Genomic DNA, 13683 nt, shown 5'->3' with positions numbered 1-13683 from the left:
AACGCCGACCTTCCGCTTTTCAGAAGTGCCATCACCCCCGCTCACGTTGCCCGAGCCGAGGTCAGACGGTGGCCGACATGTGCCCATGTGAGCCGTTGGAAGGGGACGTTGTCGTCAGGCCGCATGTGCGTTCGCCGCAGGCTCGGCACGTCATGCGCCCCCCAAGTCAACGCGGCCCGGTGTTCGTCGGCTCGCTCGTACTGATCGCGGCCGTGACGCCGTTCGCGATCGCGCGTCTGAACTGATCCGCTGGATCGGACCCGAGTTTCCTTGGCGTGCGTACGCCCCAGCGGACCCTCGACGTCGGCGCACGCCCGACGCCCCATGAGCGTGGGAGAACGGTGGCCACGGTAGGGAGCCGGTCCTCTGACGGAAACCTGGCGAGATTCCTGAGGTGTCGGCGATATCCTCTATCTTCGCGATTAGCCCGATCGCCAGTTCCAATGCGGAGACCCTCGACCACTTTGGCACACACAGCGGACCTGACGAGCGACACGGAGCCTGCGAAGGCCGAGGGAGAGCCCCCCGAAGCCACACCCCTGCGCCCGGGACGGGCGGCCCGCGCCATCGTCTCCGACGGCCGTGCGGTCCACGACGCCATCGAGGCGGTCCTGGCCGCGCCGGAGGAATCCCGCGAGGTCGCGCGACGGGCGTACACAGTGGTGCGCGACCAGCTTGTCACCGGCGAGCTGGACAGAATGCCGGTGGACCGGCTCCGGGAGCTCGTCCGGGGTCGCCGGGTCACGTTCGCCCCCGTCAGCGACGCCGGTCTCGACACAGTCGGCGCGGTCCTCACGGCCGGCACAGAAGGGCTCGGGCGAGTCGCCCGAGTACGCCGAAGGACGGCCAAGCGGATCATGGCGGCCGCATGGCAGATGAGGGAGTCCGTCGAGGAAAGCATCCGCGTCCGCATCGAGCCGGACGCCCGTACCCCCGAGCAGACCGCGCTCATCGCCGCCTTGCGCCGCTACGAGCGCACCAGGCCTCCCGTGATGAAGGGCCCGGACCCGAGCGCGCTGGCAAGTGAGCTCGGGCGTCACCTCGGCCCGGCGGCACGCGGTGCGAGCCGCGGACGAATGCTCCTCACATTCTCCAAGCGGAAGAGGCAGGAGGCTCGGGACGCACTCGCAGAGCTGGACGCCACTCTAAGTTCCAAGAAGGTCACCGCGGCTCGCAAACGCCTGTCCAGAGCCGAGTCCGTGCTGGAGAGGGCCCAAAAGACACCGCGGGCTACCCGGCTATGGAGCGATTACCTCGCCCGACCGGTCGCGTACAACGCCCTGCTGATCGAGGTGGGCGGACTCGACCCGGTCAAGGAGGCCGGCCAGGGCTTCCTCCCCGCCGACATCGCCGAGCAAGTCCGCGTGCTCCCCCTCGACCAGTCCCTCCTCAAGACGTCGCTGCGGGGCTACCAGGCGTTCGGCGCGAGGTTCGCGCTGGTTCAGGAGCGGGTGATCCTCGGCGACGAGATGGGCCTGGGCAAGACGATGCAGTCGCTGGCTGCGATGTGCCACCTGGCGGCCAAGGGCGCGACGCACTTCCTGGTCGTCTGCCCGGCGAGCGTGGTCGTCAACTGGACTCGCGAGGTTGAGCGGCACACGCTGCTGGAGGCCCGCCGCGTACACGGGCCGGGCGAGAAACGAGAGGCGGCCCAGCAGGAGTGGGCGGCCACGGGCGGCGTGGCGATCACGACGTTCGAGGCGCTGCGCGCCATGCCGGAGGACCTGGACGTCTCGGTGGCGATGATGGTCGTCGATGAGGCGCACTACGTGAAGAACCCGAATGCGCTTCGCACGCAGGCGGTCAGCGAATGGGCGGCGCTGAGCAGGCGGGTGCTGTTCCTGACGGGGACGCCGATGGAGAACAAGGTGAGGGAGTTCCGCGTGCTGGTCGGGCACCTGCGTCCGGAGGTCGCCGGGAACCTGGACATCGCGGACGGGTCGCTGGACGGCACCAGGTTCCGGGAGACGGTGGCACCGGTCTACCTGCGACGCAACCAGGAAGACGTGCTCAGCGAACTTCCGCCGCGGCTGGAGACGCAGGAATGGGTGGCACTCGAGGGATCGACGCTGCGGGCGTACCGGAAGGCGGTTCTCGCGGGAAACTTCATGGCGATGCGCCGGGCGGCGTACGACCCGGGGACCGTGAAGGGATCACCGAAGCTCCGGCGGCTGGTGGAGATCGTCGGCGAGGCCGCGGACGGCAGGCGCAAGGTCGTGGTTTTCTCATACTTCCGCGACGTGCTGGAGACGGTGACACAGGTACTGGGCTCCGAGCGTGATGGCGTCCCGGGCGTGCACGTCGTCGGCCCGCTGACCGGAGACATCTCGCCGACGGACCGCCAGGCGATGGTGGACGAGTTCACCGCCACCAAGGGGCCCGCGGTGCTGGTCTCCCAGATCCAGGCGGGCGGTGTGGGCCTGAACATCCAGGCCGCCTCGGTGATCATCATCGCCGAGCCGCAACTGACGCCGTCGATCGAGGAGCAGGCAATCGCCCGCGCGCACCGGATGGGCCAGGTACGCCGCGTGGACGTACACCGGCTGCTGTGCGGAGACAGCGTCGACGAACGAGTCCTCGAGCTGCTGGCGGACAAGCGCGAGGCGTTCGACGAGTACGCACGCCGCAGCGACCTGGCGAACGCCGCGCCGGACGCGGTGGACACGGGCTCCGAGACCGAACTGCGCCGCCGAATCGTGGCCGCGGAACAGAAGCGCCTCAAGGTGGCATGACCCGCCGAGCAACCGCAGGGCGCTTCGCTTGCTATACGGCCGGGTCATTGCGGAGGACGCCTTCAAACAGGGCGCCGAGCTTGTGCTTCGGCGAACTCCTTGGGCGCGAGGTTCGGCCCGCACGGTGACGGACGGCGGGAAGTCTGCACGGCATTCACGGCCGAATCGACCAGGACCGCCCCGTAGTCGCTGCGGATGATTGCTAGTTCGCGAGCAGGCTGCAGCCATCCGTCAGGTTCTCGCCTGGATCACCCGCAGGCAGACCTTCGATGACGAGCCCGGGGACGGCACCGCCGGCAGCTGAGGCACTCAGCACATTCCAGCACGGAGGCTGCCGCGCATCATCCGCCGCCCGAGCCGCAAAGCCGCAGGTGGGGCCAGTGAAGGTTTGCGTGTATCCCCGCTGGGGCCACCCCTGGAAACACCATTCCAGCCCAAAGCGAAGCGCCCTCCACGCCAGTGGGTGATCTGCGGACTTGGGCACGTATTTGGCCCAGCCAGCCGCCGACAGCCGTTGATGATCAGTCACAGCTGGACTTAACGAAATAGCGTCCGACCTCGTTCATGCAGGCCAGACACTGTTTCTTGCTGGTCTAAGTGGTGGGCAGGGGCGGGGTCGAACCGCCGACCTTCCGCTTTTCAGGAGTGGCATCAGCCCTGTTCGTGGCGCCCGGGCCGAGGTCAGACGGTGGTCGACGTGCGCCCATGTGAGCCGTTGGGAGGGGACGTTGTCGTCAGACCGCATGCGCGTTCGCCATAGACACGGCTCGTCACGTGACCCCGCGAGCCAACGTACGGACGCTTGGGCGTATGACGTTCCACACCTCGCGGCCGGGTACGTCGCCGGGTCTGCTGAAGCACGAGCGGTCACGTTCCCAACTGGCAGACCTGCTCGATGTCCAGTTCGAAGCCGCTTCGCGCCGTTGCTGGTGCGCTGGCTGTACATCGGCTCGCTCGCGTTGATCGCCGCAGTGACACTGTTCGGGCTTCTCAGGTCGTGGTGGCTCGCGAGCTGGGCCGGCTGGGCTTCTGGCTGGGCGTGCCGATCTCAATCGCCGACCGACTCGTGTACGCGCTGGGGGTGCGCCTGGTGTGTGAGCAGCTGATTCGTTGGACGGATCCAGGGCCAGGGAGTACACATCGCACAGCGCCTTCAGATGGGTCAGCCATGTAGCCCCGGTGCATTGCTGCACCGAAGCCTCAGAAGAGTGAATGCAACTCGTCGCTGCACGCGGCTCAAGCAAGCCGCGAGGGTGGTTGAGCTCGCTCCAAAGCCATCACGACGCCAGCTCAACCTGATTCGGTCTTCACGGCGATCGCATCGAGCGCGGCCCTCCAAGGGATCGGTGCCGTGTTGCTCCCTGTCGATGGATCGTGCACCGGGTATCCGCCCCTTTCCCAGATGACCGTCACGCCCCACGAACGAAGGCGTGCGATGTTCTCAACGAACACTGGGTGAGAGGTGTGTGCCCGGTTCGAGGAAGGGACCGCCACGATGGGCAGGCCGAGGCCGATGCCCTCTACGAGGATTCCGAGGGCGAGCGTGTCGCAGATCCCCGCGGCCCATTTGTTGATGGTGTTCACCGTCGCGGGGGCGATGATCACTGCCTCGGCAGGCGGCAAGACGTCCGGCTCGTCTGGATGCTTGTACTCGCTGCGTACAGGGTGACCCGTCAACGCGACGAGCTCCTCGACGTCAACGAACCGACGGGCCAAAGGTGTGGTGAGCACACACGTGTCCCAGCCACGCTCCTTGGCGAGCCCGACCAGTTCTCCGACATCGCGAGCGGGAGGACACGCACACACGATCACGTAAAGCACGGGAGCGGTCATACCCTCAGCATCGCGCACAGATAAGCCGGCGGACTACCAAGGGTCGGCGATTTCGACCCCGTTTCCCGATGACCTGCGCTCGTGTTGTGTCGTCCGTGGTCCTGCGCTAAGTCCTTCCCGCGCATAACCCGTGCCCCGCATAGTGGGCTCGTAAAGTCATAGTTAGACGGGTTCCCACCGCCACCCGTTGTTGTCCTCACAACGAATCTTCTCGCCGTTGCCTGCGACACCCCTGGCACCACGATCAGACTTGCGGCAGAACTCCCTCAGCTTATAACACGCCCCAGAATTGGTCAGGGGATAGCAGGTTCGCCGCCGTGCGGGCGCAGTCCTCGGCGGCGGTGCGTGGCGGCGAGCGTGCGCGGGGGAATGAGTCGCAGCAGTGCGGCGGCGGCGAGCGTGCGTGGGAGAAGGCGTCGCAGCAGCGCCGAACCAAGGAGAGGACACTGCCGAGGTGGTGGATGGTGACGCTGATTGGCTCGTCGATGTACCCGACGAGGAGCAGGCGTCGCCTATAGCGCCGATGATGATCAGCACGATAATGGCTAGACAGCCGCACCCGGCCACCGGCTGTTTCTTCTGTGACACTGGACTCCCCCGCTTCTATCCACGCTCCCATACGACGCGCATCCGTCCATAACGGATGACCACATCCAGATGACTGTTGGCGTGAGACACAGGAAGAGACGGTCACCTGGTGCCCTATCGGCTACGTTTGCCCTGTTGACGACCCTGCGGGGGTCAGGCCCGCTGCTGTGGCGGTTGCTACGCAATGTGGGCGGCCGCTGGTGAAGTCCTGCCTACTACTCCACGATCCGGGAGCCCGGCAGCGTAGCCCACGCAACCCGCAAGACCGGCTGCCTTTCGCGCTTCCCAGCGTGTGCAGAGATCTACGGCGCCAACACCTACCAGTTCGTTCGTGCCGGTCTCATCAGCAAGGGAATTCCGGAACGATCAGGCTCGGCGCGCAGGAAACGACCAAAGACCTGTTCATTACGAGTGAGGCTAGCCATGTCCACTGGGTCCAGATCTGACCACTGACTGGCCTCTCACCTCCGAAGAGTCCGTGGGCGTCCGGTGTCGTCCAGAGCAGTTGTTAGCACCGCGTTAGCACACCCCCGTGCCAGCACGATCGCCTTAATTAGGGAGACACCATTTAGGAAACCGTTGCTCTATCCCCTGAGCTACGAGGGCTTGATGCCAGTCAGAGCCAAGTGGACACGCACAGCTCGCGATGGTCGGGCCGCCCAGGGAAGATCCGACGGTACGTACGGGCGTCCGGGTCCTCTTGTGGCTCGCTGAGCGCCATGGCGACTGCCATGCCGTCCGCGTAGCAGCGCGGGTCTGTGTCCAACGGGGACCAGGACGACGCCGAGCCGGGCCGCGTGCTGCCGCACAACATCGAGGCCGAACAGGTCGTGCTCGGTGCCGTGATGCTCGCCCCACCCGTACTCGCCGAAGTCCGGGAACTGCTCGACGGGAGCGAGTTCTACCGACCCGCACACACGCGGATCTGGGAGACCATTACCGGCCTCGCCGACCACGGCGACCCGTTCCACGCCATCCCGGTCGCCGCCGCCCTCGGCAAGAACCTGACGAAGGCCGGCGGTGCTCCGTACCTGCACACCCTCGTGAGCGTCGTCCCGACCGCCGCGAACGCCGGCTACTACGCCCAGCTCGTACGAGACCTAGCCTACGCCCGCCGCGTCATCGAGACCGGCACCCGCCTCACCCAACTCGGCTACGACGCACCCGCCCAAGGCAACACCACCGACCTTCGCGCCGCCGTCACCGCCGAACTCGCCACCGTCACCGCCACAGACACGCGCGGCTGGCCCGACCCGACACCGCTCACCTCGACCGCGACCGGTCTGCCGTCCTTCCCGCTGTGGACGTTGCCGGACTGGATCGGCGAGTACGCCGCGAGCCTGGCCGAGGTCACCCAGACCCCCGCCGATCTCGCCGGTTGCCTCGCCCTGGCCGTGCTCGCCGTCGCAGCCGGCGGCAAAGTCTGGGTCCAGGCCCCCGCCTGGCGGGAGCCGGCGAACCTGTTCACCGTCGTCGTGCTGCCGCCCGGCAACCGCAAGTCCGAGGTCTACCGGGCCATGTGCGCACCCATCAAAGCCGCCGAGAAGACGCTGATCACCGACGCCGAGCCGCTGATCGCCGAAGCGGTCATCCGACGCCGCATGGCCGAAGCCGAAGCCGACAAGACCGCCAAGGCCGCAGAGAACGCCCCTCAATCCGGCAGAGAAGGACGCCGCGCTCGCCGAAGCCGCCCGCGCCAAGCTCGACCTCGACGCCGCCCGTGTCCCTGCCACGCCGCGCCTGTTCTCCGACGACGCGACGGTCGAAGTCCTCACCTCGCTCCTGTACGAGCAGGGCGGACGCATGGCAGTGCTCTCTCCGGAGAAGGAAGTTTTCTCCATCGCGGCCGGCCGCTACTCCGGAGCCCCGAACTTCGCCGTCCTGAAGAAGGGCCACGCAGGCGAGGAGATCCGCGTCGATCGCATGGGGCGCGAGTCCGAACAGATCGACGCCGCCACCGTCACCCTTGGAATCTGCACCCAACCTGGCGTCCTGGCCGAACTCGGTGCCACACCGCAATTTCGCGATCAGGGGCTCTTGGGACGCCTGCTGTTCTCCGTTCCTGAGTCCCTGTTGGGCTACCGGAACAACCAGCCTTCGCCGATGCCGGAAGAGCAGGAAGCGACCTACCGGCTCAACGCGAAGACGCTGATTCTGTCGCTGGCGCGCCTGCCCGAGCCAGCGACGCTCACCTTCACACCCGAGGCGCAAGCGTCGATCGTTCAGCTCCTCGCCGACATCGAACCGCGCTTCCGCCCAGACGGCGACCTCGCGCACATGACCGACTGGGGCGGCAAGCTCACCGGCGCAACCGTACGCATCGCCGGCCTCCTCCACCTCGCCAAGCACTACCGCGACGAGTGGGACACCCCCATCACCGCCGACACGTTCGCCGACGCCCGCGACATCGCCGACTACTTCACCGAACACGCCAAAGCCGCCTACGACGCCATCGGCGCAGACCCCGCCACCACCGACGCCAAGGCCATCCTCGACTGGGCGCGCAACACCACCACGACCCGCTTCACCACACGCGACGTCCTCCCCGCCCTGCGCCGCTTCAAGAAGGTCACCGACCTCGACCCCGGCCTCCGCCTCCTCGAAAGCCACGGCTGGCTCCGCCGCCTGCCACCACCACCGCGCACCGGACGCGGACGCCCAGCGGCCCCCACCTACGAACTCCACCCGAGCGCCCTGGAAACCCCGCGGTGACCGTCCTCGCGCACGTCGCCGACCGTCACCAACGCAACCGGCCCGGAACACCCGAGCGCTCCGCAGCGCGTCAGCAGAAATCAGCAAAAGCCTTTCTGCTGAATTTCGCTGACATGCTGCACGCGCCTCGCGCCCCACCAGCCCTCCGAGCCGGACACGCACTGTCACCGACGACACGAGCCGACCGAACGCCTCCATCTGATCGAACCGGCACCACCCGGAGGGGCTTGCTGATGAAGACCGCCGAGCGCACTCGCGACAAACTCACCCTCGCCGAAGTCTGCGCCGAACTCGGCATCACCCGATCGACCTTCTACGACTGGCGAGCCAAGCGGAAAGCGCCCCGCTGCATCACCCTGCCCAACGGCAGCCTGCGCATCCGCCGCACCGAACTCGACCGCTGGCTGACCGCCCGAGAGGACGCCGCCTGATGCAGAACATCACCTACGACGTCCGCATCTACAAGACCGAGGTCTACAAGGGCAGCACGATCACGACCTACCGCACTCGCTGGAAGACCAGCGCCAAAGTGTGGAGGGAGATGTTCCGCAACAAGGCTCAAGCGGCGAGTTTCGAAGCCGAACTACGAAGCGCCGCCCGAAAAGGCGAGGCGTTCGACGTCACCACCGGACGCCCGGTCTCCTGGGGACGAGCCCGCACTGACATGACGTGGTACGACTTCTGCCTCGCCTACGTGGACATGAAATGGAAAGGCTCTTCAGGGAAGCACCGCGCCAACACGGCCTGGGCGCTCGTGACTGTCATGCCCGCGATGCTGGCTGGCGAGCGAGGCAAGCCCGAAGACAAGGCGATCCGCTCGGCCCTCCGACGATGGGCGTTCAACACCAAGAACCGCGAGCATTGCCCCGACAACGCCGCCCGGGTTCTCCAGTGGGTCGCGCGTAACACCAAGCCCGCCTCCGCGCTGGCCGACACCAAGACGGCCCGCGCCGTCCTCGACGCCGCTGCAACACTCCTCGACGGAACACCGGCAGCACCCTCAACAGTTCGACGAAACCGCGCGATCCTGCACAACGCATGTGAGTACGCGATCGAACTCGGCCTACTCACTGAGAACCCCGTCAAGGCCGTCAAGTGGAAAGCTCCCAAGACCTCATCCGAGATAGATCGGCGCTCCGTCGTCAACCACACCCAGGCACGACAACTCCTCGACGCTATTCGCGCCCAAGAGCCCAGCGGCCCGAGGCTGGTCGCGTTCTTCGCCATCCTCTACTACGCCGGCCTCCGCCCAGAGGAAGCCGTCAACCTCCGCCGCGAAAACGTCGCCCTGCCCGCACTGGCATGGGAAGGAGAAAGCGGTAAGTGGGAAGAACCCGCCGACAACTGGGGCGAACTCGCCTTCTGCACCGCTTCCCCCGAAGTCGGCGCCGAATGGACCGACGACGGCAGCCGCCGCGAACAACGCCAACTCAAAGCCCGCCCCGAGGGAGAGTGGCGCCACGTCCCCACAGCACCACCGCTCACCAAGCTCCTGCGCTGGCACCTGACCGCGTTCGCCCCCGGCCCGGAGGGACGCGTATTCGCCGGCATACGCGGCGGAGAGCTCTCGACGATCACCTACCGCCGAGCCTGGGACAACGCCCGCAGAATCGCACTCAGCCCCGCTGAGTACTCCTCACCCCTCGCCCGACGCGTCTACGACCTCCGCCACGCCTGCGTCTCCACGTGGCTAAACGGAGGCGTACCACCCGCTCAAGTTGCGGAGTGGGCCGGCCATAGCGTCTCCGTCTTGCTCAAGGTCTACGCCAAGTGCATCGAGGGCCAGGACGAGACCTCCAAGCGCCGCATCGAGGCAGCTCTGCGGGGATAGGACTTGGACACATAGTTTGGCATAGCCACCTCCCGCCAGCCATTGAGAGACACGACCGGAGGCCTAACGAACAGCGCCCGACCTATTCATTTAGGTGGGGCGCTATTCTTTGCTGCCCTGGAATGGCGGCTAGGGGCGGCCGAGCCACCGACCTCCACTTCCGGATCAACAATCGCCCTGTTACCCTCTTCGACCCAAACGACCGACGTCTCGGCGATGGGCATCACTACTGCCGGACCAATGGGGCCATCCCCGATGGCGAGCCTGGGTGAATATGCCAGCCATCCGGCCAACTGTGCCGATCACCGGGATGTCTAGCTAGGGCTCCCGTGAAATCGGGTCGCGTGCTGAATTCGACTCCGTCAAACCAGGCTAGTCCACCGCCGTCGAATTTGGCGCTGACGAACTTCACGTCCTTGCCAAACCGAGCTTTACCGAATCCCGCATGCTTACTGAAATTGGCTCCGCTGAAGATAGCGTCTCCATTGAACTGAGTGTCCACAAACGTCGCGTCTTCGTCAAACCGGGCTTCGATGAATATCGCGTCCCCATGGAACCTGACCCCATCAAATGTGACACACCTGTCGAACTGGGCTTCGGCGAACATCGCATACCGGCCGAACTGCGCTCCATCGAACATGACATCCCCATCGAACTGGGCTTCGGTAAATATCGCGCCACCACTGAACTGGGCGTAGCGAAAATCGGCATGACCAAGGCGACATTGAGCGAGATCGAATTCGACGAGGTGGGCACCGTTGAGATCGATACGCATTCCATCCCAGTAAATGCCTGAGATATTTGCATGCTGGTCGACAATGCTGCGGTCATCCGATAATGCGAGATGGCGGGCGAGCATTCGTTGTGCTGCCAGCCGAACTTGGAGTTCTTCCCGGACATCGCTACCGCCATGACGGGTCTCCGCTGAACTGCTGCCGACGTCTTTGTCGACTAGTGGTTTCTGACTCTCAGCAGGAACTGACAACGGTGGATTGAAGGGCATCCGAAGATAAGCGCAGACGACATCGACCACGGTCTGCCGGTGCTCGCTGTGGTCTTGAGCAAGACGTTCGAGAGAGTACAGGCCACCGAGACGAACCGGGGCGTTAGCGTGGCCAAGCTGCTCAACGGCCTTGCCATACAATTCAGTGACACGACGCTGAGTCGCATCATAAGCGTTGTCCCGCGCGACTGCCTCTGCATGTGCGTGGGTGATCCGTGCGACGTCTTCAGCGTGTGCTTGGGTACGTTCGCTCAGCCATTGACGCCTCACCGCCAGCAGCAACGCGACGGCCCCACCGGTCCCTGCCCCGACGCTGAGACCGATCTTGATCGCCTCAATCCGCAGCGACGCATCATGCCCGGCAATCGACAACAGCCAAAGCGTCGTGGCAGTTGCGGATACGGCAACGGCTGCTGCGCCGATGACCGCCACCCACCAAGGCATCGTCTGCAAAGGAGCCCGCTCGTCCCGATCGACCTGACCGCTCACAAATGCGTTCCTTTCGCCACCAGTGACCGTCACCGTAACCGGCCCGGCCTCTGCGGTGGCCAAGATCCGCTGAGATTGCGGAGGACGCGCACGATCAAACCCGCCAGCCCATCCCGTCTGGTTCGGCCCACCCTCTGGGGAAGAGTCTGGCCTGTTCGGGTGATGTCGATCCTGGCGCCCTGATCCCGGCAGGGCCGGCAACGTTGTCGCAAGTCGTCCAGCTGCCGACCGATCGCGGGCCCTGCACCCACCAGACCGAGAGATGACGGCCTCACCAAGAATCGCACGAACATGCTCAATTCATGCTCAACTAATGAGCGATCACCCTAACCGCGAGCAGACAGGAACTACCAACAGCGATCGGTAACGGCCTAGGCCGTCTGATCCGTAGCAAGATCAAGTAAGTTCAAGACCGTCAACAAACGTCCGCTGGCCGTCGAGTGCCCGCATCTCCTCGTAGTGGACTACCGGCGCTCCGCTCCGCGAACGCTGCGCTGTGGATGTAGTGGTGTGTGTGGTCGCGCTGTACTTCGATGCTGTGGCAGACGTCCTCACTGCGGCACGGTTACCGCCAGTAGTTTGCCGTCCCCGAGGTGAAGCCATCCTCGGCCAGGCGTGACAGCGCTGCCGATAATGGATTTTCCGGTGCTGATGCCGATCAGATTTCCGGCGTCCCACTTTTGGGGGGACAGCAGGAGGCCGCGGTGGGCTTTCTTCGCGCTATCCAGCCAGTGGAAGCTTCGCCAGAGCTTGTCTTCATCGCCGCCTAGGATCAGCGCCGCACCTTCGTCAAATCCATGCTGCAGCAGGCTCTTTAGGAGACGCGAGGCATCGCACTCGGCCAAAACCTCCGCGTCGTCCATCACGATAACGACCGGGTTTTCAGTGGAAGCCTTCGACAAAGTCTCTTCAAGTTCATCGTGCTTGATGTCGTCTTGCACGAAGCAGGCCATCACACCATCCAGATCAGCTAATTCCCGCAGAGGAGATGGCCTGGGAGCGGCCAGCACGAGCCGGGTGCCAGTTGCGAGCAGAGAACGCACGGTGTTAACCAGTGCCGTGGAGCGGCCCGATCCGGCGGGCCCGGCTATCACGAACGCCGGAGCCGTACCGGAGCCCAGATCAGGGCCGTACGCGGTCAGGCCGTCGCCCCCGACACCCGCGAGCGCCCACAACCTCGGTGTCGCCGGGTCACGCATCATCCACGCCTCATCGAAGCTGATAGGGGACGGCAACGCGGCAGCGCGTTCCTGGGCCTCCAACGCGTCACGGGCAGCGTCCCACAGGCCCAGCAATAGGACGTGGTCCTCTAGCATCAGCCTCGCCACGTGAGAGAACGCGACGACAGCCTCTCGCTCCGGCAGTTCATCACGGGTGTACCAGCGGATCCACGAATCCGACGAGATGCCCGTCTGATTCTCCATATCGGTGAAGGACCACTTTTTCTTTAGCCTGTGTTGGTTAAGGAAGCGATGCAGTGTGACCAGTTCGTGTCGCGCCGGGGAGTAGGCCATCTCAAACTCTTTGCTCTTCACGCCGTAGTAAGTTGCGTTCGCTGGCCGCACCTCCATCGTCTCTAGCGCATCGGCCAATTTGACGAACTGTTCACTACGGCGCACCACGCCAAGGAACACCCTCAACGCGTCCTTGTCGTCCCACAACTCCTGTGCCGCGTTCATGATCAGCGACTTCAACGACTCCCCTGCGTAGTTGAACTGCGCAGCGGCTTGATCGTCGTCGGCGGGTGGCTCGGTGCCAGCGGGTGGCTCTGCTGTCGCCCGCTCGTTTGTGTTCGGGGTGTCCTGCTTACGCTGCTCCTCGAAAGGGGCGGCCGCGGCATTCGCCTCATCATCTCCAGCAGACGCCGTGGCATCTGCTGGAGATACTGCTGCTTGCCTAACTGTTTCTCTGAACGCTTGCTTCCACAAATCTTTGAAGCGGTCGACTTCGCGACTTACATCGTTGCGTCGAGCACCTTCGGCCAACACGCTGACGACGAGTTCGAGGCGGCCCCACTGAGGGAGATCCGGTTTCTGAAAGATGTCCAGCACGGCCTGGTGATTCACGATCCAGTACTCCTGCGCATCCGTCCCGATGCGGTCGCGAATTATTCGCGCCGACGGGAGCCCTGCGTCCAGTCTCAGATCGTGGAGCTCATCGTTCAGCTTCTTCAGATCCGGCTGGTCAGCCAGCTCGGGCCTCCTCCAAGGCTGGGCAACCGCCATCTCTCCCCCTCTAGCCGATTTCCGTGTCAGATCCTGTAAACCAGACGCACCGACGCTTGTACAGACGGTCGGCGAAACACGTCAGGAACTGTCAGACGGCATCTGTTCTTGGTCGATGCCGTCAGTGATCGACTTGAGGTCGTCAGCACCGTCGGTTGTGCACCCATGCTGGCCTCGTAACCCAGTCGGCGCTACATGGAAAGCAGATCCGTATGGAACAGATCAGCGTACGTCTCGTAGTCCTCCTGCTGGTCGGCGTTCTCGTCGTCG

6 protein-coding genes and 1 pseudogene are annotated in these 13683 nt (G+C 64.9%); 4 read left to right on the top strand and 3 right to left on the bottom strand.

Translation table 11 applies throughout. The annotated features are described in order from the left end of the window. Positions 1 to 464 precede the first annotated feature (464 nt). On the top strand, positions 465 to 2732 hold the full coding sequence (locus tag ACFFNX_RS00865) for a DEAD/DEAH box helicase (RefSeq protein WP_378193441.1): 2268 nt from the start codon (positions 465 to 467) through the stop codon (positions 2730 to 2732). 1290 nt (positions 2733 to 4022) lie between these two features. On the opposite strand, the gene ACFFNX_RS00860 is transcribed toward ACFFNX_RS00865, so the two are convergent. Next, the gene (locus tag ACFFNX_RS00860; protein ID WP_378193438.1) at positions 4023 to 4565 is read right to left on the bottom strand and encodes a flavoprotein; all 543 of its coding nucleotides are present in this window, start codon (positions 4563 to 4565) and stop codon (positions 4023 to 4025) included. 1346 nt (positions 4566 to 5911) lie between these two features. On the opposite strand from ACFFNX_RS00860, the pseudogene ACFFNX_RS52480 reads away from it, so the two are divergent. From ACFFNX_RS52480 to ACFFNX_RS00840, 3 genes and pseudogenes are all read left to right on the top strand, one after another. Next, positions 5912 to 7865, top strand: a pseudogene (locus tag ACFFNX_RS52480) (YfjI family protein). 233 nt (positions 7866 to 8098) lie between these two features. After that, a complete protein-coding gene (locus ACFFNX_RS00845; protein ID WP_378193435.1) occupies positions 8099 to 8296 on the top strand; it encodes a helix-turn-helix transcriptional regulator in 198 nt (65 codons plus the stop codon). Then, the gene (locus tag ACFFNX_RS00840; protein ID WP_378193432.1) at positions 8296 to 9696 is read left to right on the top strand and encodes a tyrosine-type recombinase/integrase; all 1401 of its coding nucleotides are present in this window, start codon (positions 8296 to 8298) and stop codon (positions 9694 to 9696) included. The genes ACFFNX_RS00845 and ACFFNX_RS00840 overlap by 1 nt, the downstream gene beginning before the upstream one ends. Before the next feature lie 226 nt (positions 9697 to 9922). On the opposite strand, the gene ACFFNX_RS00835 is transcribed toward ACFFNX_RS00840, so the two are convergent. Both ACFFNX_RS00835 and ACFFNX_RS00830 read right to left on the bottom strand, forming a co-directional pair. Then, positions 9923 to 11251 (bottom strand): pentapeptide repeat-containing protein, encoded by a 1329-nt coding sequence (locus ACFFNX_RS00835; RefSeq protein WP_378193429.1) that lies wholly within the window; start codon positions 11249 to 11251, stop codon positions 9923 to 9925. A 488-nt stretch (positions 11252 to 11739) separates the two neighbouring features. Beyond that, on the bottom strand, positions 11740 to 13413 hold the full coding sequence (locus tag ACFFNX_RS00830) for a DEAD/DEAH box helicase family protein (protein WP_378193426.1): 1674 nt from the start codon (positions 13411 to 13413) through the stop codon (positions 11740 to 11742). Positions 13414 to 13683: the final 270 nt, after the last annotated feature.

This window comes from Actinoallomurus acaciae (assembly GCF_042429965.1).
GTDB lineage: Bacteria > Actinomycetota > Actinomycetes > Streptosporangiales > Streptosporangiaceae > Actinoallomurus > Actinoallomurus acaciae.
Note: the sequence above shows the minus strand (reverse complement) of the source record. Positions and strands in the feature narration are given on the sequence as shown.